Origin of the sequence: Mycobacterium sp. KBS0706 (assembly GCF_005938675.2) — a bacterium.
Taxonomy (GTDB): Bacteria; Pseudomonadota; Alphaproteobacteria; order DSM-16000; family Inquilinaceae; genus Inquilinus.
This window is the reverse complement of the sequence record NZ_VCCH02000027.1, coordinates 32,551-54,394: the sequence shown is the minus strand read 5'-3', so window position 1 is coordinate 54,394 and position 21,844 is coordinate 32,551. Positions and strand designations below refer to the sequence as shown.

Annotated in this window: 18 protein-coding genes; 13 read left to right on the top strand and 5 right to left on the bottom strand. The window is 70.5% G+C overall.

The genetic code is table 11. The features are described from left to right. The 7 genes from FFK22_RS16580 (at position 1) to FFK22_RS16550 (ending at position 7,294) form a co-directional block, all read left to right on the top strand. Positions 1–657 carry a class II aldolase/adducin family protein gene (locus FFK22_RS16580; protein WP_138891333.1) on the top strand — a complete coding sequence of 219 codons (657 nt, stop codon included), beginning with the start codon at positions 1–3 and terminating at the stop codon, positions 655–657. A 30-nt stretch (positions 658–687) separates the two neighbouring features. After that, the gene (locus tag FFK22_RS16575) at positions 688–2,211 is read left to right on the top strand and encodes a glycerol-3-phosphate dehydrogenase (protein WP_138891334.1); all 1,524 of its coding nucleotides are present in this window, start codon (positions 688–690) and stop codon (positions 2,209–2,211) included. A gap of 199 nt (positions 2,212–2,410) precedes the next feature. Continuing rightward, positions 2,411–3,463, top strand: coding sequence for a class II aldolase/adducin family protein (locus FFK22_RS16570; protein WP_138891335.1), 1,053 nt, complete (start codon positions 2,411–2,413; stop codon positions 3,461–3,463). Between the two features lie 2 nt (positions 3,464–3,465). Then, entirely contained in the window at positions 3,466–4,728 is a 1,263-nt protein-coding gene (locus FFK22_RS16565) for an FGGY-family carbohydrate kinase (protein WP_138891336.1), read from the top strand. Then, a complete protein-coding gene (locus FFK22_RS16560; protein ID WP_138891337.1) occupies positions 4,728–5,576 on the top strand; it encodes a TIGR01459 family HAD-type hydrolase in 849 nt (282 codons plus the stop codon). Before FFK22_RS16565 ends, FFK22_RS16560 begins: the two co-directional genes overlap by 1 nt. Positions 5,577–5,670: 94 nt before the next feature. Next, positions 5,671–6,420, top strand: coding sequence for a helix-turn-helix transcriptional regulator (locus FFK22_RS16555; RefSeq protein WP_138891338.1), 750 nt, complete (start codon positions 5,671–5,673; stop codon positions 6,418–6,420). Between the two features lie 94 nt (positions 6,421–6,514). Beyond that, entirely contained in the window at positions 6,515–7,294 is a 780-nt protein-coding gene (locus tag FFK22_RS16550; RefSeq protein ID WP_138891339.1) for an SDR family oxidoreductase, read from the top strand. 6 nt (positions 7,295–7,300) lie between these two features. Here the strand turns inward: FFK22_RS16550 and FFK22_RS16545 are convergent, their stop codons facing one another. After that, the gene (locus tag FFK22_RS16545) at positions 7,301–8,029 is read right to left on the bottom strand and encodes a TylF/MycF/NovP-related O-methyltransferase (protein ID WP_306770119.1); all 729 of its coding nucleotides are present in this window, start codon (positions 8,027–8,029) and stop codon (positions 7,301–7,303) included. A gap of 262 nt (positions 8,030–8,291) precedes the next feature. Here FFK22_RS16545 and FFK22_RS16540 point away from each other — a divergent pair, with 262 nt between their 5' ends. The 4 genes from FFK22_RS16540 to FFK22_RS16525 all read left to right on the top strand — a co-directional run bounded on the left by FFK22_RS16540 (position 8,292) and on the right by FFK22_RS16525 (position 10,941). Continuing rightward, on the top strand, positions 8,292–9,098 hold the full coding sequence (locus FFK22_RS16540) for a thioredoxin family protein (RefSeq protein WP_143956831.1): 807 nt from the start codon (positions 8,292–8,294) through the stop codon (positions 9,096–9,098). Positions 9,099–9,106: 8 nt separating this feature from the next. Beyond that, complete coding sequence (locus FFK22_RS16535) at positions 9,107–9,682, top strand: hypothetical protein (protein ID WP_138891464.1); 576 nt, start codon at positions 9,107–9,109, stop codon at positions 9,680–9,682. Between the two features lie 67 nt (positions 9,683–9,749). Continuing rightward, a complete protein-coding gene (locus FFK22_RS16530; protein WP_138891463.1) occupies positions 9,750–10,169 on the top strand; it encodes a GNAT family N-acetyltransferase in 420 nt (139 codons plus the stop codon). A 4-nt stretch (positions 10,170–10,173) separates the two neighbouring features. Further along, positions 10,174–10,941: an alpha/beta fold hydrolase gene (locus FFK22_RS16525; RefSeq protein WP_138891462.1), complete on the top strand. Its 768-nt coding sequence runs from the start codon at positions 10,174–10,176 to the stop codon at positions 10,939–10,941. 66 nt (positions 10,942–11,007) lie between these two features. Here FFK22_RS16525 and FFK22_RS16520 read toward each other — a convergent pair whose 3' ends face one another. The 4 genes from FFK22_RS16520 to FFK22_RS16505 all read right to left on the bottom strand — a co-directional run bounded on the left by FFK22_RS16520 (position 11,008) and on the right by FFK22_RS16505 (position 19,418). After that, positions 11,008–13,659, bottom strand: a complete 2,652-nt coding sequence (locus tag FFK22_RS16520; protein ID WP_138891461.1) for an S-layer family protein — start codon at positions 13,657–13,659, stop codon at positions 11,008–11,010. A 278-nt stretch (positions 13,660–13,937) separates the two neighbouring features. Further along, on the bottom strand, positions 13,938–16,799 hold the full coding sequence (locus FFK22_RS16515) for a PD40 domain-containing protein (protein WP_138891460.1): 2,862 nt from the start codon (positions 16,797–16,799) through the stop codon (positions 13,938–13,940). Between the two features lie 176 nt (positions 16,800–16,975). Next, the gene (locus FFK22_RS16510) at positions 16,976–18,220 is read right to left on the bottom strand and encodes a glycerate kinase (protein WP_138891459.1); all 1,245 of its coding nucleotides are present in this window, start codon (positions 18,218–18,220) and stop codon (positions 16,976–16,978) included. A 109-nt stretch (positions 18,221–18,329) separates the two neighbouring features. Further along, a complete protein-coding gene (locus FFK22_RS16505) occupies positions 18,330–19,418 on the bottom strand; it encodes a hypothetical protein (protein ID WP_138891458.1) in 1,089 nt (362 codons plus the stop codon). Between the two features lie 240 nt (positions 19,419–19,658). On the opposite strand from FFK22_RS16505, the gene FFK22_RS16500 reads away from it, so the two are divergent. Both FFK22_RS16500 and FFK22_RS16495 read left to right on the top strand, forming a co-directional pair. After that, positions 19,659–20,591: a DMT family transporter gene (locus tag FFK22_RS16500; protein WP_186002497.1), complete on the top strand. Its 933-nt coding sequence runs from the start codon at positions 19,659–19,661 to the stop codon at positions 20,589–20,591. Positions 20,592–20,668: 77 nt separating this feature from the next. Further along, positions 20,669–21,760 (top strand): hypothetical protein, encoded by a 1,092-nt coding sequence (locus FFK22_RS16495; RefSeq protein WP_138891456.1) that lies wholly within the window; start codon positions 20,669–20,671, stop codon positions 21,758–21,760. The last annotated feature ends 84 nt before the right edge of the window (positions 21,761–21,844 follow it).

Sequence of the window (21,844 nt, the reverse complement as noted above, 5' to 3'; positions counted from 1 at the left end):
ATGGCCACCGAACTCGAGCTACGCACCAAGATCGTCGACGCCTGCCGGCAGATGAACGCCAACGGGCTGAACCAGGGCACCTCCGGCAACATCAGCGCCCGTTGGGGCGACGGCATCCTGGTGACCCCGACCGGCGTCCCCTATGACGAGATGACGCCGGGCGACATCGTCGCCATGACGATGGACGGCAGTTGGGAGCATGGCGACCACCGCCCCTCCTCCGAATGGCGCTTCCATCTCGACATCCACCGCCGCAAGCCGGAGGTGAACGCCATCGTCCACTGCCACCCGATGTATTCGACCATCCTGGCGATCCGGCACCAGGAGATCCCGGCACTGCACTACATGATCGCCTGCGGCGGTGGCAATTCGATCCCCTGCGCGCCCTACGCCACCTACGGCACGCCGGAGCTGTCCGAGCATGCCATCGCAGCGCTGCAGGGCCGCACCGCCTGCCTGCTGGCCAATCACGGGCTGATCGCCACCGGCTCGGCCCTGGGCAAGGCAATGTGGCTGGCGGTCGAGGTCGAGACCCTGGCCAAGCAGTATGTCTACACGTTGATGCTGGGCGGCCCGAAATGCCTGCCGGATGACGAGATCGACCGGGTGATCGAGAAGTTCAAGGATTACGGCCCGCGCCCGAAGCAGGCGGCCTAAGCAGCGATGGCGGCTGGGGCGGAGCAAGGGATGGAACCCGTCGTCGACCTGCTGGTGGTCGGCGGCGGCGTCAATGGCGCCGGCATCGCCCGCGATGCGGTCGGGCGTGGCCTGTCGGTGCTGCTGTGCGAGAAGGGCGACCTGGCCGAGGGCACGTCGAGCCGCAGCGGCAAGCTGGTGCATGGCGGCCTGCGCTATCTCGAATATTACGAGTTCCGGCTGGTGCGCGAGGCGCTGATCGAGCGCGAAGTGCTGCTGGCGGCAGCGCCGCACATCATCTGGCCGATGCGCTTCGTGCTGCCGCATGACAGCTTCCTGCGCCCGGCCTGGCTGCTGCGGCTCGGGCTGTACCTGTACGACCATCTCGGCGGCCGCAAGAAGCTGCCGGCCAGCCGCGGCCTGGACCTGCACCGCGCCCCCGAGGGCAAGCCGCTGCAGGACCGCTTCCGCCGCGGCTTCGAGTATTCCGACTGCTGGGTCGACGACGCCCGGCTGGTGGTGCTGAACGCGATCGGCGCGGCCGAGCGCGGCGCCGGGATCCTGACCCGCACCGAATGCGTGTCGCTGCGGCGGCGCGACGGGCTGTGGCATGCGGTGCTGCGCCCGGCCGGCGGCGGGGCGGACAGGGCCGTCGTCGCCCGCGCCGTCGCCAACGCCGCCGGCCCCTGGGTCGACAAGGTGCTGACCGGCGCCGCCGGCTTGAAGTCCGGCAAGAAGATCCGGCTGGTGCGCGGCAGCCATATCGTGGTGCGGAAGTTCTATGACGGGCCGCAGGCCTATCTGGTGCAGAACACAGACAAGCGGGTGATCTTCATCAACCCGTATGAGCACGGCTACCTGCTGATTGGCACCACCGACATCCCGCAGACCGGCGACCCCGACCAGGTCGCGGTCGACCCGAAGGAGGTCGAGTATCTCTGTGGTGTGCTGAACCGGGCGTTCCAGCGCCAGATCGGGCCGCAGGACGTGGTGCATTCCTTCGCCGGGGTGCGGCCGCTGTTCGACGATGACGCCGCCAACCCCTCGGCCGTCACCCGCGACTATGTCTTCGATGTCGACGATGAGGGCGGCCGCGCGCCGATCCTGTCGGTGTTCGGCGGCAAGATCACCACTTTCCGCAAGCTGGCCGAGCACGCGCTGGACCGGCTGCGCCCGTTCTTCCCGGCGATGGGCCCGGCCTGGACCGCGGCGTCGCCGCTGCCCGGCGGCGACATGCCCGGCGCCGATTTCGAGCGCTGGCTGGCGGAGTTCCGCCGCCGCCACCCCTGGCTGCCGGAGGCGCTGGCGCTGCATTACGGCCGGCTCTACGGCACCCGGGCCGATGCGCTGCTGGACGGCGCCGGGTCGACGGCCGATCTCGGCCGGCATTTCGGCGGCCTGCTCTATGAGCGCGAGGCGGCCTGGCTGCGGGCGCAGGAATGGGCGGAGGACGCCGACGACATCCTGCGGCGCCGGACCAAGCACGGTCTGCACCTGTCGCCTGAGGAGACCTTGGCCTTCACCCAATGGCTGGACGCGGCACCGGCTCCGGCTGCCCAGGCGGCGGGGCGGTGATGGGCTGGTTGAAGCAAGAGCCATCGCTTTGCCTCTCCCGCCTGGCGGGAGAGGTCGGACGTCCGCCAGGACGTCCGGGTGAGGGCTGGCACCGGCCTCGACAAAATCCCCTCACCCGGTCTCGCTCCGCGAGCCCGACCTCTCCCGCAAGCGGGAGAGGCAACGCAAAACTCTATCTGCCGGTTCGGGAGCCCTGCCCATGACCCTCGACCCAGCGACCGATCCCGATCTCCGCGCCCTGCGCACCCTCTCCGCGCAACTCGGCCGAGATCCCGATCGGGTACAAGCTGCCGGCGGCAACACCTCGCTGAAGCGCGGCGGCACGATGTGGATCAAGGCCTCCGGCACCTGGCTGGCCCGGGCCGAGGAGGAGGAGATCCTGGTGCCGGTGCGGCTCGACCCGCTGCTGCAGGCGATGCGCAACGGCGACCCCGCCGCCGAGACCGCCCGCGACTTCGTGGTGGCGGAGCACAATCCCCGCGGGCTGCGGCCGTCGATCGAGACCACGGTGCATGCCGTCTTCCCCTTCGCCGTGGTGCTGCATGTCCATTGCGTGTCGACAATCGCCCTGGCCATCCGCGCCGATGCCGAGGTGCTGTTGGCCGAGCGGCTGGACGGGCTGCCCGGCGTGGACTGGGCCTTCGTGCCCTATTGCAAGCCGGGCCTGACCCTGTCGCAGGCGATCGCCGCGCGGCTCAAGCCCGCCACCAATGTCGTGGTGCTGGGCAATCACGGGCTGGTGGTCGCGGCCGACGGCATTGCCGCGGCGGGCGAATTGCTGGACCGGGCCTGCGCCGCCCTCGCCATGCCACGCCGCCCCTCCCCTGCGACGCAGCCGGAGGCGCTGGCAGAACTCATCCGCGGCACGCCCTACCGGCTGCCGCAGGACCCGGTGGCGCATGACGCGGCGACCGATCCCGACAGCTTGGCGCTGGCCACGGCTGGGGCCTTCTACCCCGACCATGTGATCTTCCTCGGCGCCGCCCTCGCCATGGCCCGGATTCCGGCCGAGCTGGCGACTTTGGGCGAAGGGCCGCGCGCGCCGGCGATCGTCGGCGTGCCGGGCCACGGCGTGGTGCTGCACCAGGGCGTGTTGCGCGGCGCGGACGAGATGGCGCGATGCCTGGCCGATGTCGCCGGGCGGGTGCCGGCCGGCACCCCGGTCCAGGCCTTCACCCAGCCGCAGATCGACGAGCTGACCCAGTGGGATGCGGAGCAGTACCGGCAGTCGCTGAGCCGGCGGGAGGGGTGAGCATGACTGCGCGCGCGATCGGCATCGATGTCGGCACCTCCGGCGTGCGGGCGGTGGCGGTGGATTCCGCCGGCCGCCCAGTCGGCCGCGGCGCCATGGCGACCGACGGCCCAGGGCTGGACCCGCGCGACCCGGAGATGTGGTGGCTGGCCACGGTGGCGGCGCTGCGCCGGCTGGCGGCGGAGGCCGACCTGTCCCAGATCGGCGCCGTCTCGGTCGACGGCACCTCCGGCACCGTCCTGGTGACCGATGCGGCGGGACGGCCGGTCGGCCCGGCGCTGATGTACAACGATCCCTGCCCGGACGATGCGGTGGTCGCGCGGATCGACGCCGCGGCCCCGGCCGGCAGCGCCGCCCGCGGCCGCAGCTCCGCCCTCGCCCGCGCTTCGGTGCTGCTGCGCCGGCCCGGGGCGGTCAGAGTTCTGCACCAGGCTGACTGGGTCGCCGGCCGCCTGTCCGGCCGCTTCGACGTCACCGACGAGAACAACGCGCTGAAGACCGGCTACGACCCGGTGGCCCGGCGCTGGCCGGACTGGATCTTCGGGCTCGGCATCGACCCCGCCGCCCTGCCGCGAGCCGTGGCGCCGGGCACGCCGACAGGCCCGGTGGATGCGGCGGCCGTCGCGCTCGGCCTGCCGGCCGGCGCGCGGGTGGTCGCCGGCACCACCGATGGCTGCGCCTCCTTCCTCGCCACCGGGGCGGATGCGGTCGGCGATGCGGTCACGGCGCTGGGATCGACCCTCGTCATCAAATTATTGTCCGATCGACCGGTCGATTCTCCGCAGCACGGCGTCTACAGCCACCGCATGGGCGACCGCTGGCTGGTCGGCGGCGCGTCCAACAGCGGCGGCGCGGTGATCGCCCAGCTGTTCGGCCGTGACCGGCTGCCGGCGCTGACCGCGGCGCTGCAGCCGGACCGCCCGACTGGCCTGTCCTACTATCCCCTGCCCCGCCCGGGTGAACGCTTCCCGGTGGCCGACCCCGCGCTGGCGCCGGTGCTGGAGCCGCGGCCGCAGGACGAAGCATTGTTCTTCCAGGGCGTGCTGGAGGGCATCGCCGGGATCGAGGCCCGGGCCTATCGCCTGCTGGGGAAGCTCGGCGCGCCCGCCGTGACCTCGCTGCGCAGCGTCGGCGGCGGTGCCGCCAATGCCGGCTGGACCGAGATCCGCCGCCGGCAGCTCGGCGTGCCCTTCCTGCCGGCCTTGTCGGAGGACGCGGCAGAGGGTACAGCCCGGCTGGCCCTGGCCGGACTTGGAGCGTCTTGATGCCGATGATCGAACAGGTGGATGGGATCGGCGGCCTCGTCGACCGCTTCGGCACCTTCTTCATCGACCAGTACGGCGTGCTGCACGACGGGCGCCACCCCTATCCCGGCGCGATCGAGGCGCTGCGCCGGCTGAAGGACGCCGGCCGGCACATCGTGCTCTTGTCCAATTCCGGCCGCTCCGCCGCCTACAATGCGCGGCGGATGGAGACGCTGGGCTTCGCCCGCGACAGCTACGACCATTTCGTCACCTCCGGCGACGTCGCCCTGGCGCTGCTGCAGAGCGGCACGCTGCCGGTGTCGCCCGGCAGCGGCGCCCGCTGCCTGGTGATCTCCAGCGGCGAGGACCGCGGCTTCGCCGAGACACTGGGCTTCGCCGAGGCCGAGACCGGCGACGGCGCCGACCTGGTGCTGATCGCCGGCAGCCGCGGCCACCTGATCCCGCTGGACAGCTACCGCGACCTGCTGGCCCCGGCCGCGGCGCGCGGCGTGCCGGCGCTGTGCACCAACCCGGACAAGATCATGCTGACCCCGCTGGGCCCTGCCTTCGGCGCCGGCCGCATCGCCGAGATGTACGAGCAGCTGGGCGGCACCGTCACCTGGGTCGGCAAGCCGCATCCGCTGATGTACCGCCACGCCGCCGCCACCGCCGGGGTGGAGCGGCCCGGCGACGTGGTCTGCGTCGGCGACAGCGTCGAGCACGACGTCGCCGGCGCCCGCGGCTTCGGCGCCGCCGCCGCGCTGGTCCGCACCGGCATCCATGCCGGCATGGCAGAGGACGAGATGGCGCGGGAATTCGCCATCGTCGGCTGCGCCCCGGACATCCTGCTGCCCTCGTTCCGCTGGTAGTCTCGCCGCCCCGACAGGGCCTGCGGAACAATCCCGGCCTTGTTTCGTTTCTGGAACGATCTTTTCCGGGGGCAGGACGATTTTCTCACCCATCATGCCGGACGAACGCACCCTCAGCGACCTGATCGGGCGGGCCTATGACGCCGCCGTCGGGGACGAGGACTGGACCACGCTGGTCGCGGGGATGGCGCAGGCCGTCGGCGGCACCTCCGCCGTGCTGCGCTGGTTGGCGCGGCCGGCGGAGACGGCGGTCACGGTCAATCTCGACCTCGCCGCCCATCAGGCCTACGACGCCTATTACCACACCATCGATCCGGTCTGGCCGAAGCTGTTCGAGCTGCCGCCGGGCACGGCCGTCGACGATTGCGCCCTGGTGCCGGAGCCGGCGCTGGAGCGGACGGAGATCTACAACGACCTCTACCGCCAGAACCATCTCTGGTTCTGCCTGTCCTGGTACACGGTGGACATCGCGGCACAGCCGGTCTGCCTGGCGATCTACCGGCCCCGCCAGCGGCCGACCTACACGGCCGAGGAGCTGCGGCTGCTGCAGGCCGTGACGCCGCATCTCGACCGGGCGGTGCAGATCGAGGGGCGCATCGCCGCCGCCGCGGACCGGCGCAGGGCCGCCCAGCTGGTGCAGGCCGGGCCCGAGCTGACGGGGCGTGAGCGCGACTGCCTGGCGCGGATCGCCCAGGGCGCGTCGAGCAAGGGCATCGCCCGCCAGCTGACGCTGTCGGTCCACACCGTCAACGAATACATCGCCTCGGCGATGCGCAAGCTGCAGGCGTCCAGCCGCTCCGAGGCCGTGGCCACCGCCATCGCCCTCGGCCTGCTGGGTCCCTGAGCGACGCCCGCATCCATGGGGTGACATCCGCCGCCGGACGTCGCACCCTGCCCGCTCCGCACGAAGCACCCGCCGGGGCGGGAGGAGACGGACGATGGATCTGGGACTGGCGGGCCGCAAGGCCCTGGTGTGCGCCGCGAGCAAGGGCCTCGGCAAGGGCTGCGCCCTGGCGCTGGCGCGCGAAGGCGTCGAGCTGACCATCACCGCCCGCGGTGCCGAGGCGCTGGAGGCGACGGCCGAGGCGATCCGCCGCGCCACCGGCGCCAAGGTCACGACCGTCGCCGGCGACATCACCACGGAGGCGGGCCGCGAGGCCGCCCTGGCCGCCTGCCCCGAGCCGGACATCCTGGTCAACAACGCCGGCGGCCCGCCGCCCGGCGATTTCCGCGACTGGGACCGCGACGCCTGGATCAAGGCGGTCGACGCCAATATGCTGACCCCGATCTTCCTGACCAAGGCGGTGGTCGACGGCATGGCGGCGCGCGGCTTCGGCCGCATCGTCAACATCACCTCGAGCGCGGTGAAGGCGCCGATCCCGGAGCTGGGCCTGTCGAACGGCGCCCGGTCCGGCCTGACCGGCTTCATCGCCGGGGTCGCCCGGCAGATGGCCGGCAAGGGCGTCACCATCAACGGACTGCTGCCCGGCGCCTTCGACACCGACCGGCTGCGCGGCGGCATCAATGCGGCGGCCCAGCGCTCGGGCCAGGATGCCGAGGCCATCGCCGACCGGCGCCGCGCCGCGATCCCGGCCGGCCGCTTCGGCCAGCCGGACGAGTTCGGCGCGGCCTGCGCCTTCCTGTGCAGCGTCCATGCCGGCTACATCACCGGCCAGAACATCCTGATCGACGGCGGCGCCTTCCCCGGCACGCTCTGACCTGGATCAGGCGCGCCGGCGCAGGATCGCGTTCGGACCGTCCTCGAGCGCGAAGTCGGGGCGGCTGCGCAGGAACTCGTCCGTGGCCGTGCGGCAGCCGGCATAGTCGTGATAGTCGTCGATGATGACCATGCCGCCCGGCGACAGCCGTGCCCCGAGGAAGTCGAGGCAGAGCTTGACCGGGTCGTACCAGTCGCAATCGACATGGGCCAGCGCGACCTGCTGCACCTGCACATGGGGCAGCGTGTCCTCGAACAGCCCCTTGTGCAGGGTCACGGTCTTCCCGTCGACGGGAACGCCGTGGCCCGCCATGGCCTTGCAGACATCGCCGAAGAGATCCTTCCGGTAGCCGTAATAGTCATCCCCTTCGATGCCGACCGACTTGCCGCTGACGATCGTCTCGTAGCGGGACTTGGCGTCGGTCTCGTCCTTGTCGGAGGTCGGCGGCGGGATCATGCCGAACACGTCGAAGCCATGAAAGTGCCGGCCGCCCCTCTTCGCGAAATCGGCGAGGAGGATCGCGCTGCCGCCGAGGGCGACGCCGAATTCGAGGATGTCGCCGGGGATCCGCTTGTCGACCACGGCGGCACCGGACGCCTCCAGCCGCGCCAGCTTCTGCGGCGTGAGATAGGTCAGCTTCTCCTTCACCACCTCCCGGGTCAGCGACGACAGCCGCGCCGATGCCATCATGCTTTCGGCGCGCCGGACCACGCGGCCTATGACTGAGTTGCTCACCCGACTGCCCCCATTCTGATCAGGCCGGCATGCTGCCGTGCGGCCCTTCGCCGGACAAGGGGAATTGCGGGCCGGCCGCCAACCAGGCTTGACGCAGAAGCCTGCCGCCCCTAAAGTTAACTTACAGGTTAAGTTTATACCTCACCACTGCCGACGGGCAGGGCTGCCGAAAAATTCGTGACGGCCGCCGTCGAGATCGAACCGGCCCGCTCGACCATATCGAGAGGCAATTCGCCCGACCACCCGAACCCTGGAGGACTCCATGCAACCCACCCGGATCGCATCCCGCGAGGACTGGCTGTCCGAGCGCAAGGCGCTGCTGGCCGAGGAGAAGGCCCTGACCCGCGCCCGCGACGAGATCAGCAGCAAGCGCCGCGCCCTGCCCTGGGTCCGGATCGACACGCCCTATGTCTTCGACGGGCCGCAGGGCCGGGAGACTCTGGCCGATCTGTTCGCCGGGCGCAGCCAGCTGATCATCTACCATTTCATGCTGGCGCCGGGCTGGGAGCATGGCTGCCCGAGCTGCTCGTTCCTGGCAGACACCGTCGACGGCACGCTGGTGCATCTGGCCGCCCGTGACGTCACCTTCACGGCGGTGTCGCGCGCACCCTTGGCCGAGATCCGGCGGTTCCAGCAGCGCATGGGCTGGCGCTTCAAATGGGTGTCGTCGCATGGCAGCGACTTCAACCACGATTTCGGCGTCTCCTTCACGCCGGAGCAGATCGCCGGTGGCACCACGCCGTACAATTACGGCGAATTCCCCTTCCCGGCCGAGGAGCTGCCCGGAACCAGCGTCTTCGCCAAGGACGATGCCGGCGCCGTGTATCACACCTATTCCTCCTACGGCCGCGGCGGCGACCTGCAGCTGACCACCTACAATTATCTCGACCTGGTGCCGAAGGGCCGCGACGAGGACGGGCTGGCCTTCACCATGTCATGGGTGCGCCATCACGACCGCTACGAGACCGGCCCGGCGCTGGACCCGGCCGCGACCTACCAGCCGCCGAAGCAGGTCGAGTCATGCTGCGGCCCGGCCGAGGCCAAGGTCGACGCCCAGACCTTCGCCTGAGGCGGGCCGTGGAGGCGCTGTGGCCCTGGCTGGCGGTCGCCGGGCTGGGAGCCTGGCACGGGCTGAACCCGGCGACCGGCTGGGCCTTCGCCACAGCCCTCGGCCTGCGCCACCGCAGCCGGCGGGTGGCGCTGCGCTCGCTGGCCCCGATCGCGGCCGGCCATCTGCTGTCGGTCGCGCTGGTGGCCGCGGCAGCGACCGCCGGGCTGGTGATCGACCCCGCCTGGCCGCTCGCCGGTGCCGGTGTGGTCCTGCTTCTCTGCAGCGCGGCCCATGCCGTGCGCCGGCACCGGCCGCCGCCCGGCCTCGCCATGGGCTTCGCCGGGCTGACCTTATGGTCGTTCCTGATGGCGACGGCGCATGGCGCCGGGCTGATGCTGGTGCCGGCCCTGGTGCCGATCTGCCTGTCCGGCGGCCCGGCCCTGACCGCCTCCGGTTCGCTCGCCCTCGCTTTGGCCGCCGTCGCCCTGCACACCGCGGCGATGCTGGCGGCGACCGGACTGGTTGCCGCGGGGGTGCAGCGCGGCATCGCCCGCTGGTCAGGCCGACTTGGGCACGGGATCGGACCAGTCCGTCGGTCCTGACCGCTCGGGCTTTCGCAAGCCTCGGAATCCGTTTCGAATCCGCCCGGGATGGTGCAGTCTCCCGGCCATGAGCGAACGCATCCTCTACGGTCGCGAGCAGGACCTCGACGTCGCCGAGTTCCGGCGCGTGCTGGTCGAGTCCGGTCTCGGCCGCATCCGCCCGGTCGACGACGAACCGCGGCTGCAGGCGATGATCGACGGCGCCACCCTGATCGTGACCGCCCGGCTGGACCGGCCCGGACGGCCGCTGGTCGGGGTCGGGCGCGGCGTCACCGACTCCGTCTGGTGCTGCTACCTGTCCGACCTTGCCGTCTCGCCCTCGGCCCAGGGGCTCGGCGTCGGCAAGGGACTGCTGGACGAGGCGCGCCGGCAGCTCGGGCCGCAGGTGAGCCTGTACCTTGCCTCGGTGCCGGATGCGGTCGGCTTTTACGAGCGCGCGGGGATGACGCGGCTGACCGATGCCTTCTCGTACAAGCGCGAGCGCTGACATCATGACCGATCTTCCAGCCCGTCCGTTCCACGGCCGCGACGGCGTCCAACTCGCCTATCGCGAGTTCGGCGAGGGCCGGCCGCTGGTGCTGATCCACGGCTTCTTCTCGACCGCCACGGTCAACTGGCTACGCTACGGCCATGCCGCGGCGATCGCGGCGCGGGGCTATCGCGTGATCATGCCGGACCTGCGCGGCCATGGCGACAGCGCCAGGCCGCACGATCCCGCCGCCTATCCGCCCGACATCCTGGCCGATGACGGTCTGGCGCTGGTCGAGCAGCTCGGCTTGACCGACTACGATCTCGGCGGCTATTCGCTGGGCGGGCGGACAGTGGTGCGGATGCTGGTGCGCGGCGCCGCGCCGGGGCGGGCGATCGTGGCCGGGATGGGCCTCGACGGCATCGTCAGCGCCGGTGGGCGCAACGCCTATTTCCGCCATATCCTCAGCAATCTCGGCAGCTTCCAGCGCGGCACGCCGGAATGGCTGGCCGAAGCCTTCCTGAAGACCGTCGGCGGCGATCCGGAGGCGCTGCTGCAGGTACTGGGCACCTCGGTCGACACGCCGCGCGACGCGCTGGCGAAGATCGCAATGCCGACCCTGGTGCTGGCGGGCGCCGAGGATGACGACAACGGCTCGGCCACGGATCTCGCCGCCGCCCTGCCGCTGGGCCGCTCCGTCACCATTCCCGGCAACCATATGAGCGCGGTGGCGAAGCCGGAGCTCGGCACGGCGATCGCGGAGTTCCTGGGGGATGCGCCGGGGGGCTGACCGCGGCACTCTCAGGCCATGATGGAGAGGAAGGCGCCGCTCAGCCGGTGGCGCCTCCCGAGGGGCTCAGAGCAAGAAATCCGACGCGGTGAGGGCGTGGTCGGAGATCACGTTGATGGCGAAGTCTGGCTGCTTGTCGCCGGTCGCATCGACATAGACCACCTGGATCGCCCCGGCCGTCACCACCCGCAGCTCCCCGGCCGTGCCGGTGAAGGCGCCGGTGCCGAAGGTGAAGGCGGTATCGCCATTGCCCGAATTGCCGTCGGCGTCGATCAGCGACAGGTCGATCTTATCGCCGGTGGTGAAGTCGGCGATGGTGTCCTTGCCGGCACCCGAGACCGTGCTGTCGGACAAGGCGGTGTAGACGAAGCTGTCGTTGCCGGCGCCACCCTTCAGCAGGTCGCCGCCGCCGCCCCCGGTGAGCACGTCGTCGCCGCCCATGCCCCACAGCGTGTTGGCGTTGCCGTCACCGGTCAGCGTGTCGGCCTGCGCCGAGCCCAGCACCTGCTCGATGCTGCTGAACGTGTCGCCCGCGGCGTCGCCGCCGGAGGCCGCGCCGGTGCCCAGGTTGACCGTTACCCCGGCGGCCGAGCCGGCATAGCTGGCCGTGTCGACGCCGTTCCCGCCGATCAGCGTGTCGGCCCCGGCCGCGCCCTCGAGCTGGTCGTTGCCGTCGCCGCCGTCGAGCTGGTCGTTGCCGGTGCCGCCATAGAGCACGTCGTTCCCGGCCTCGCCGAAGACCTGGTCGTTCTCGCTGCCAGCGTCGACCGAATCATCGTTGTTGCCGCCATGGATGGTGTCGATCCCGGCGCCGCCGACGAGGCGGTCGTTGCCGTCGCCGCCGCTGAGATTGTCGTTGCCGGCTTCGCCGGAGAGCGCGTCGTCGCCGCCATTGCCGACGAGCGTGTCATTGCCGAGCTCGCCGCCGATGATGTTGCGGGCGTTGTTGCCGGTGAGCTGGTCGTCGAAGCTCGACCCGTACAGGTTCTCGATGCTGGTCAGCGTGTCGCCCGCGGCGTCGCCGCCGGAGACGGCGCCGGTCAGCAGGTTGACCGACACCCCCGCCGTCGAGCCCTGATAGTTGGCGTAGTCCGAGCCGTTGCCGCCGGCGATGACATCGGCCCCGGCGCCGCCGCGGAGCGTGTCGTCGCCGTCGCCGCCGGTCAGCGTGTTGGCACCGGCGTCGCCGTAGAGATGGTCGGCCTGGGCAGAGCCGGTGAGGTTCTCGATGCCGCTGAGCGTGTCGCCCTGGGCGTCGCCGCCGACACCGGTGCCGAGCACCAGATCGACCGTGACCCCGGCCGCGGAGCCCGAATAGTCCGCCGTGTCGGTGCCGGCGGCGCCGGAGATCTGGTCCGCCCCGGCGCCCCCGGTGAGCACGTCGTTGCCGAAGCCGCCGAGGAGGATGTCGTCGCCGGCCAGCCCGTCGATGGTGTCGTTGCCGTCCGAGCCGATCATCCGGTCCGCCCCGGCCCCGGCCACCAGCGAGACCCGGAACACGTCGAAGCCGGTGCCGTTGCCTTCGGCGCCCACGCCGGTGTCGGTCGCCTGCGTCTGGAAGGTGACGTAGTGGCCGTCGGCCGAGATCGAGGGCGTGTTCGACAGGTCGTTCAGCTCCGACCCGTCGGCGGCGACGGACAGGCGCGTCACATTCCCGGTCACCATGTCCTTCAGGAAGATGTCACGGAGGCCGTTGGTGTCGCCCTGCACCAGGTTGCTGGCGAGGCTGAAGAAGACGACGTAGCGCCCGTCGGCCGAGATCACCGCCTGGCCCGAGAGATCGTTGCTCTGGCTGCCGTCGGTGGCGGTGGAGACGCGGGTGGTCGTGTTGGTCTGCAGGTCGCGGACGAAGATGTCGGTGGCGCCGTTGCTGTCGCCGGCGACCAGGTTGGTCGCGTCGCTCTGGAACACGACGTAGCGGCCGTTGCCCGAGATCGAGGCGCCGGAGGAGCCGGCGTCACCCGACCCGCCGCCGATGGCGACCGAGGCGAGAACAGTGGTGCCGGCAGCGATGTCGCGGACGAAGATGTCGGTGACGGCGCCGTTGCTGTCATTCGCCGTCAGGTTGCTGGCGGTGCTGACGAAGGACACCCGGTTGCCGTCGTCGGACAGGCGGGCCACCAGGGAGTTGCCGTTCGCCTGCGACTCGTCATCCGCGACCGAGACGCGGGTGACGGCACCGGTCGACAGGTTCTTGACGAAGACGTCGCTGAAGCCGTTGCTGTCGGCGCCGACCAGGTTGGTCGCAGTGCTCTGGAAGCCGATGAAGGCGCCGTTGCCGGTGACGTCGACATTCTGGCTGGCGCCGTTGGCCTGGCTGCCGTCCGACGCGGTCGAGACCCGGGTGGTGACGCCCGTCTGCGTGTCGCGCATGAACACGTCGAGAACGGCGTTGGTGTCGCCGCCGACCAGGTTGGTCGCGGTGCTGTTGAAGAACACGTAGCGGCCGTCATCGGTGATCGCGGCCACACTGGAGACGTTGTTGCCCTGCGTGCCGCCGGTCGCGGTCGAGAGCAGCGTGGTGGTGCCGGTCACCGTGTCGCGCAGGAAGACGTCGAAGAAGCCGTTGACGTCGCCGCCGACCAGGTTGGTCGCGGTGCTCTGGAACACGACGTAGCGGCCATCGGCCGACATCACGCCGCCGGTGGCGACGTTGTTGGCGCTGGTGCCGCCGGTGTCGACAGAGATCCGGGTGAGCGAGCTGGCATTGACGGTCATATGAAAAGCCTCCCCATCGATTCTGCTGGCGATGACGGCCCTTGCCGGGAAAAACGCCACCGGGAAATTCAGAAGGAAAACAGAGTTATACGAACGGCAGTTATACGAATAATGGACGTGGGTTCACACGCTGGATCCCAGGGTTCTACACGCCCCGGCCCAGTTCGGCAATCGTGCGGCACTTGTCTCAAAGCCGACATATCCGGTGATGGCGGCCGGCGAAGAGGCGCAGCCGGGCTGCGCCTCCCGCGGATTTTACCCCTTCCGGCCGGGCGGGATCAGAGCACGAAATCCGCCTCGATCAGGGCATGGTCAGACAGGACGACGATGATCGAGTCAGGGTTCTTGTCGCCATCGGTGTCGAGATAGACGCCCTGGTAGCCGGTGCCGAAATCCACCACCCGCAGCTCTCCGGCCGCGCCGGTGAAGCCGCCGGTGCCGAAGCTGAAGGCGGTGTCGCCCGACCCGGCGCCATTGGCGTCGATCGCCGACAGGTCGATCCTGTCGCCGGTGGTGAAATCGTTGATCGTGTCCCGGCCGGCCGCCGCCACGGTGCTGTCGGCCGTGCTGGCATAGACGAAGCTGTCATTGCCGGCGCCGCCCTTCAGGGTATCGGCGCCGGCGCCGCCGGTGATCACATCGTCGCCATTGCCGCCCCACAGGGCGTTGGCCCCGGCATCGCCGGTCAGCTGGTCGCCCTGGTTCGAGCCCAGCACCTGCTCGATGCTGTTGAACGTATCGCCCGCGGCGTCGCCGCCCGAGACCGCGCCGGTGGCCAGGTTGATCGTCACCCCGGCGGCGGAGCCCGCATAGCTCGCCGTGTCGATGCCGTTGCCGCCTTTCAGCGTGTCGGCGCCGGCGCCGCCGACGAGGATGTCGTCGCCATCCTGTCCCGACAGGCTGTTGGCGCCGGCGTCCCCGGTCAGCTTGTCGGCAAAGGCCGAGCCGGACAGCAGCTCGACGCTGCTGAAGGTGTCGCCCTGGGCGTCGCCGCCCGCGGCCAGGCCCGTGGCGAGGTTCACCGTCACCCCGGCAGCTGAGCCGGTATAGCTCGCCGTATCGTCGCCGGCCCCGCCGGCCAGCATGTCGGCCCCGGCGCCGCCGTCGAGAAAATCGTTGCCGTCGCCGCCGTCGAGCTGGTCGTCGCCGGTGTTGCCGCCGAGGCTGTCGACGCCGGCCTCGCCGAAGACGATGTCGTTCCCGTCGCCGCCGTCGACACCGTCATTGTCGTTGCCGCCATGGATGGTGTCGGCCCCGTCGAGACCGACGAGCGAGTCGTTGCCGTCGCCGCCGTCGAGGGTGTCGTTGCCGGCCTCCCCGATCAGCGTGTCCGCGCCGCCATTGCCGACGAGCGTGTCGTTGCCGAAATCGCCGCGGAGGGTATTGCCGACACTGTTGCCGGTCAGGTGGTCGTCGAAGGCCGACCCGTACAGGTGCTCGATGCCGATCAGCGTGTCGCCCTCGGCGTCGCCGCCCGTGCCGGTGCCGGCCAGCAGGTCGACCGTCACCGCCTTGGCGGAGTACTGGTAGCCGGCGTTGTCCGAACCGGCGCCGCCATCCAGGCTATCGGCACCGGCCCCGCCCCAGAGCGTATCGTTGCCCGCCCCGCCGGTCAGCCGATTGGCGCCGGCGTCGCCATACAGCTGGTCCGCGAAGGCCGAACCGGTCACGTTCTCGATCGAGATCAGCGTGTCGCCCTGGGCGTCGCCCCCGGTGGCGGCGCCGCTCTTCAGGCTCACCAGCACACCCGCGGCCGAGCCCGAGTAATCCGCCGTGTCGGAACCGTCCCCGCCATACAGCCGGTCCGCCCCGGCGCCGCCGGCCAGCGCGTCATCACCGGCGGCCCCGGTGAGGATATCGCTGCCCGCCAGACCGTCGAGCGTGTCGTTGCCGTCGGAGCCGATCCTGTGGTTGGCCCCGGCCGTGGCGCGGAGCGAGACCTGGAACCCGTCGATATTGCTGTTCGTATCCGGGCCGATGTCCAGATTGGTCGCGAAGGAGCGGAACACGACCGTGCTGCCGTCGGATGAGATCCTCGGCTGGGCGGAGTCGCCATTGGCCACCGAACCGTCGGGCGCCACGGAGAGGCGAGTCACCGCGCCGGTCTGCATGTCCTTGACGAAGACGTCGTATGAGGAGGCGTCATCGCCCGCCACCAGGTTCGACGCCTTGCTCACGAACACGACGTAGCGGCCGTCGGACGAGATGTCGGCGTTGACGGACGCCGCATCGCCCTGGACCCCGGCGCCGGAGGTGGAGACGCGGACCGTGGTGTCGGTCTGCAGGTCGCGCAGGAAGACGTCGACCTCCCCGTTGGTGTCGTCCGCCACCAGATTGGTCGCAGCGCTCTGGAACACGACGTAGCGGCCATTGCCGGAGATCGCGGCCTGGTCCGAATAGTCGTTCGCCTGGGTGCCGTCCGTGGCGACAGTGACGCGCTCGGTGGTTCCGGCTGCGAGGTCGCGGACGAAGATGTCGGGGTTGCTGTTGGTGTCGCCGGCGACGAGATTGTTGGATTCGCTGTAGAAAGCCACGCGCTGGCCGTCATCGGAGACCCGGCCATTGGTCGACATGAAGTTGCCCTGGGCTTCGTCGTCGCCGACGGAGATTCGGGTCGTGGTCCCGGTCTGCAGGTCGCGGATGAAGACGTCCACCTGGCCGTTGGTGTCCCCGGCGACCATGTTGGTGGCAGTGCTGTTGAACACGATGTAGCGCCCGTTGGCCGAGAGATCGGCATTGCCGGAATGCGAATCGCCCAGCCCTCCCCCGGCGGGGACCGACACGAGGGTGGTGGTGCCGGTCTGGACATCCCGTACGAAGACGTCCGTGACGCCGTTGGTGTCGCCGTCGACGATGTCGTTCGCCTGGCTGTGGAAGATGACGTAGCGCCCATCATCCGAGATCGTCGGCAACGTCGACTGGCCGTTGGTGTTGCCGCCGGTGGTGTCCACCGAGATCCGCGTCGTCGTGCCGGTCAGGGTGTCGCGCAGGAAGACGTCCGGTACGCCGTTGGTGTCGCCGGCGACCAGGTTGGTCGCATAGCTGTCGAACACGACATAGCGGCCGTCCCCCGAGGCCGCCACGCTCTGGGTCCTGGCATTGGCTTCGATATTGCCGGTGCCGACCGTAACTCGCGTCATGACATGAATCCCCCCTGAAATCGACGAAGAAGACGGCCCGGCTTTCCGAATCTTCTTCTGTCGTTGAAATAAAAATACAAATAAATACTATCCCCCCGAGCCATGTGCTTTGTACACGCGGCCTCGGTTTCCAGCAATCGATTGCAGTTTCGTTTCGGCCGGGCGGCCCGCCGGCGCTACCGCACCAGGATGGCGCGGAAGTCGTTGACGTTGGTCAGGGTCGGCCCGGTCACCACTAGCCGGTCGAGCGCCGCGAAATAGTTGTAGGCGTCGTTGTTGGCCAGGTAGTCGGTCGCCACCAGCCCCTGCGCCTTGCCCTGCGCCAGCGTCTCGGCGTCGGCCCAGGCGCCGGCATTGTCCTCCGACCCGTCGATGCCGTCGGTGTCGCAGGCGATGGCGGCGATGCCGGGCCGGCCCTGCAGCTGGATCGCCAGGGCCAGCAGGAACTCGACATTGCGGCCGCCCCGACCCTGCCCCTTCACCGTCACCGTGGTCTCGCCGCCGGACAGCAGCACGCAGGGCCGCGCCGCCGGCTGGCCGTGCCGCAGCGCCTGCTCGGCGATGCCGGCCAGGACGCGGCCGACCTCGCGCGCCTCGCCCTCCAGCGCGTCGCCCAGGATCACCGGCGCCAGGCCCAGCTCCCGCGCCTTCGCCGCCGCCGCCTCCAGCGCCATCTGCGGCGTCGCCAGCATGTGCAGATCGGCTTCCGGCAGCGCGGCCGGCGCGGTGTTGGCGCGGATCGCCCGCTCAACGGCCTCCGGCACCGCGATCTCGTAGCGCCGCAGGATCGCCAGCGCCGTCTCCGGGTCGGCGCCGCCGGCGACGGTGGGGCCGGAGCCGATCACGCCCGGCTCGTCGCCCGGCACATCGGAGATCAGATAGGTGACGACCCGGGCCGGCGCCGCGGCCGCGGCCAGGCGCCCGCCCTTGATCGCGGACATCGCCTTGCGCACCGCGTTCATCTCCTGGATCGGCGCACCGGAGCGCAGCAGCGCCTTGTTCACCGCCTGCTTGTCCTGAAGGGTCAGCCCTTCGGCCGGCAGCGACAGCAGGGCCGAGGCGCCGCCCGAGACCAGGCACACCACTAGGTCGTCAGGCCCAGCGGCGCGGGCGAGGTCGAGGATGCGCTGGGCGGCTGCGCGGCCGGCGGCGTCCGGCACCGGATGGGCGGCCTCGACCACCTCGATCCGATCGGTCGGCGTGCCGTGGCCGTAGCGGGTGACGACCAGTCCCTCGCAGGGATGCGGCCACAGTGTCTCGAAGGCCCGGGCCATCCGCGCCGCGCCCTTGCCGGCGCCGAGCACGATGGTGCGGCCCTTCGGCGGCTGGGGCAGCAGGTGCTGCATCCGCGTCTCCGGATAGGCGGCGCTGAGCGCAGCCTGGAACAGGGCCTCGAGGACGGCGCGATCGGACGCGGACATGGATGCAGTTTCCCTACGACATCGGCCCGGCCATCGAAGGCGAGGACCGGCCGCGGTTCAAGCGCGAATCGCAAGCGGGCGGTAGGGGCCGTTCCACCCTGCGAGAAAACTACAGCCCGATCCGCCCCGCCTCGAAGGGCAGCGTCACGGCCGGGCCGCCGGCGATGCGGAGGTCGAGGCCAGCCGGGCCGTGAGCGATTGCCTCGACCCGGTCCCAGCCCGGCTCGGCCGGCACCGCCCCGAAGGCGTAGGCGATCTCGACCCGGCCCGCCGGGTCCAGCGCGATCGCGGTCGGATAGCCCTCGGCGGTCAGCGGGTTCGGTTGCATCGAGGCGCGGTGGCCGAGATGCAGGTACATGCAGCCCTCCTCGATCCCCAGCACATGGCGGTGCCGGCCGGAGAAAGGCGGGTAGTCGCGGCCGCCATTGCTCATCCACAGCATGGTGAAGGGCAGCCGCCGCGGGTCCTTCAGGCCGAAGAACAGGAAACCCTCGCGGGCCGCCAGCGCCGCCGACCAGCCGAGCGGCGTGCCCGGCGCCTCGGCCAGCAGCACGATGTCCTCATGGCTGTCGGCGAAGGGATAGCGCGAGGCGTCGACGGTCCGGCCATCGGCCAAGCGCACGGCTTCGAGCCCGGCGATGCGTTGAGGATAGGCCAGCACCGAGCGCCCGCGCGCGGCATCGGGTTCGACCGGCGTCGGCGGGGTGGTGCCGAAGGCCTTGGGCGAGAAGCTGAGCGCCGCCCCGCCGGGCGCCCGGATCATGGCGTGATGCGCCATCGGCAGCGCCCCGGCCCCGCCCTCGAAGACATGGCGCTGATAGACGATCGGCTGGCCCCGGCGCAGCGTCACCACCTTGCGCACGGTGGCGCCGAAGACTTTTTCCTGCAGGGTGAAGCGCGCGGTGACGCCGCCGGCGTTCTCGTCGATGCCGTCGAGGTCCCAATGGCCGTTGGCGGTCCAGCCATGGCCGGGGGCGCCGTCCAGGTCGCTGTCGGCGAAGGGAGCGCAGAAGAAATCGCCGGCCAGGTTGCGCAGGCCGAGCGGGATCTCCTCCTGCAGCGTCTCGCCGCTATCGATCCAGGGCGCCCGGTGCAGCGGCCGGATCTCCCGCCCGTTCCAGCGCATCACGACATCGTGCAGATGCCCCCCCGCCGGGTTGAACACGACCTGCACCGCATCGACGCCGAACTCGATCATCGCCCTCACCCGAATGATGCCGATGCCTCTTAACCCGTATTTCCCGTTCCGCCTATGGCCTCGTCGCGCTGCCCCGGCCCGCTCCGCAACCGTCGCCCCCCGCGCATGCCAGCCCTTCCGGCTTTCGCCACCCGTTTTCCGCCGGCAGGCGTATGTCTGACATACGGGGTGGGCGGCTTCTGCCCCGGAGGGGACGGAACGACCATGCGATTCTGGCGGCGCGGCGACGAGAATGTCCCGATGGCCCCTGCAGACGTGCCCGCGGCGCCCCCTGCCCCTGCGGCCGCCTCCGGCGTCGAGACGCCGCTGCTCGGCGTGCTCTGCTCGCTGCTCGCCAACCTGATGTTCGCGTCCAGCGACGCGCTGGTGAAGGGGCTGACGGCCAGCTATTCGATCTTCCAGATCATCCCGATGCAGGTCGCCTTCGCCTGCATCCCGATCCTGATCATGCTGCGCCGCGACGGCGGGCTCAGCCGCATGCGGGCGGCGCATCCGCGGCTGATCGTGCTGCGCGGCTTCCTGGCCGGGATCGGCACGATCTTCGGCTTCTATGCTTTCTCCGCCCTGCCGCTGGCCGATGTCTACGCCATCGCCTTCTGCACCCCGATGGTGGTGACCATCCTGTCGATCCCGATCCTGGGCGAACAGGTGCGCGCCCATCGCTGGGCCGCGGTGGTGGTCGGGTTCCTGGGCATCCTGGTGATGGTGCGGCCGGGCTTCGAGTCGCTGACGCTGGGCCATCTCTCGGCCCTGGGCTCGGTGTTCACCGGCGCCGGGGTGGTGCTGATCATGCGCAAGATCAGCCGGGACGAACAGCGTGCCGTGATGGTCACGGCGGTGATGCTGGGGCTGCTGGTCACCAGCCTGCCGGTCGCGCTGTTCGTGTTCAAGCTGCCAAGCTGGTTCGACCTGCTGCGGGTCGGCGCCGCCGGCCTGCTGATGGGCTCGGCCCAGTTCCTGGTGGTGCGGGCGCTGTCGCTGGCGCCGGCCAGCACCATCGCGCCGATGCAGTACACCATGATCGTCTGGGCGCTGGCCTATGGCAGCCTGTTCTTCGGCAACGAAGTCGAGCCCTTCGTCGTGCTCGGCGCCGGCATCGTCATCGCCTCCAGCCTCTACATCATGCACCGCGAGCGCATCCGCGGCCGGACCCTGCGGGCGCATGTGAAATAGCTTTCGGAATATTGCCCAGATGCTAAAATAATATTTGCCTGATTCCCCAATTTTATTATTAATTCGAGGAATTGATCATGCCCAATCCGATCGCTGCGGCCGATCCCGCGAGCATCAGCCTGTTGCAGCTGTGCCAGATCTCCTATCTCAACCCTTCCGCCATCCCCGCCGCCTTCCCGCTGGGCTGGCCGGTGCCGGGCGGAGGCAGCTGGTCGCTGGCCTGGGGGCCGGCGCAGGACCCGTCCCAGGCCAACCTGGCCTATGTCGCGGTCCGCACCGGCGGTGGCCAGACCCTGTCCGTGGCCGTCGTCGTGCGCGGCACGGACTGGGACGGGTCGTTCCTGGGGCTGTGGAACGAGATCGTCGAGGATCTCGGCGCCGACAGCCAACAGGCGCCGCCCTGGGCCGCCCCAAGCGACGTGCTGATTTCCTCCGGCACGGCCGCGGCGCTGACCCGGGTCATCGGCATGACCTCGGGCGGGCAGTCCCTGGCCGCCTTCCTGGCCGGCTTCTACGGCAATGCCGCCAACCGGCAGGTGCCGCTGCAGGTGACCGGGCACAGCCTGGGCGCCTGCATCACCACCGTGCTGGCGCCCTGGCTGCAGGCGCAGCTGGGGCAGCAGGGCCTGTCCCCTGCCATCGTGCCGACCACCTATGCAGGACCGACCGCCGGCAACCAGGCCTTCGCCGACGCCTTCCGCAGCGCCTTCCCGACGGCGGCCTGCTACCGCAACACGCTGGACGTCGTGCCCAAGGCGATGGCGGAGCTGCTGGAGATCCCGCTGATCTACCTCGATGTCGGCCCGGACATCCTGCCGCCGGTCGTCATCACCAGCGCGGTCGTCGGCTATGACGGCTGGCTGGACTGGTGCGGCGTCTCCTATGCCGACATTCCGGACAGCGTCGCGCTGCCGGGCGGCTGGCTGACGCCCGATGGCAGCGACCCGCTCGGCCCCTGGGCCGACGAGGCGCTGCAGCAGCACCACACCACGACCTACATGGCCCTGTTGGGCGGTGCCTCGGTGACGAAGGGCGAGGTGGCGATGATGCAAGGAAGGCTGGCGCCGGCGACGCGGCCGCTGACCGCGCGCACAGTCTCGAACAATCCGGCCTATGCCGCACGGCTGAAGTCGTTCCTGGCCGCCCGTCGGGTTGGCGGCACGCGCTGACCGCGTAAAAAAGCCCGGCCGGGGGAGAGCACCGGCCGGGCGGAGTCAGGCGAACGACGGCCGGGGCTCGCAACCGTCCCGGCC

Excerpts from the sequence above, each read along its gene's own strand:
- FFK22_RS16560 (WP_138891337.1), top strand. The coding sequence starts at position 4,728 with ATGCCGATGATCGAACAGGTGGATGGGATCGGCGGCCTCGTCGACCGC.
- FFK22_RS16570 (WP_138891335.1), top strand. The coding sequence starts at position 2,411 with ATGACCCTCGACCCAGCGACCGATCCCGATCTCCGCGCCCTGCGCACC.
- FFK22_RS16575 (WP_138891334.1), top strand. The coding sequence starts at position 688 with ATGGAACCCGTCGTCGACCTGCTGGTGGTCGGCGGCGGCGTCAATGGC.
- FFK22_RS16530 (WP_138891463.1), top strand. The coding sequence starts at position 9,750 with ATGAGCGAACGCATCCTCTACGGTCGCGAGCAGGACCTCGACGTCGCC.
- FFK22_RS16520 (WP_138891461.1), bottom strand. The coding sequence starts at position 13,659 with ATGACCGTCAATGCCAGCTCGCTCACCCGGATCTCTGTCGACACCGGC.
- FFK22_RS16540 (WP_143956831.1), top strand. The coding sequence starts at position 8,292 with ATGCAACCCACCCGGATCGCATCCCGCGAGGACTGGCTGTCCGAGCGC.
- FFK22_RS16515 (WP_138891460.1), bottom strand. The coding sequence starts at position 16,799 with ATGACGCGAGTTACGGTCGGCACCGGCAATATCGAAGCCAATGCCAGG.
- FFK22_RS16525 (WP_138891462.1), top strand. The coding sequence starts at position 10,174 with ATGACCGATCTTCCAGCCCGTCCGTTCCACGGCCGCGACGGCGTCCAA.
- FFK22_RS16505 (WP_138891458.1), bottom strand. The coding sequence starts at position 19,418 with ATGATCGAGTTCGGCGTCGATGCGGTGCAGGTCGTGTTCAACCCGGCG.
- FFK22_RS16495 (WP_138891456.1), top strand. The coding sequence starts at position 20,669 with ATGCCCAATCCGATCGCTGCGGCCGATCCCGCGAGCATCAGCCTGTTG.
- FFK22_RS16510 (WP_138891459.1), bottom strand. The coding sequence starts at position 18,220 with ATGTCCGCGTCCGATCGCGCCGTCCTCGAGGCCCTGTTCCAGGCTGCG.
- FFK22_RS16580 (WP_138891333.1), top strand. The coding sequence starts at position 1 with ATGGCCACCGAACTCGAGCTACGCACCAAGATCGTCGACGCCTGCCGG.
- FFK22_RS16500 (WP_186002497.1), top strand. The coding sequence starts at position 19,659 with ATGGCCCCTGCAGACGTGCCCGCGGCGCCCCCTGCCCCTGCGGCCGCC.
- FFK22_RS16555 (WP_138891338.1), top strand. The coding sequence starts at position 5,671 with ATGCCGGACGAACGCACCCTCAGCGACCTGATCGGGCGGGCCTATGAC.
- FFK22_RS16550 (WP_138891339.1), top strand. The coding sequence starts at position 6,515 with ATGGATCTGGGACTGGCGGGCCGCAAGGCCCTGGTGTGCGCCGCGAGC.
- FFK22_RS16565 (WP_138891336.1), top strand. The coding sequence starts at position 3,466 with ATGACTGCGCGCGCGATCGGCATCGATGTCGGCACCTCCGGCGTGCGG.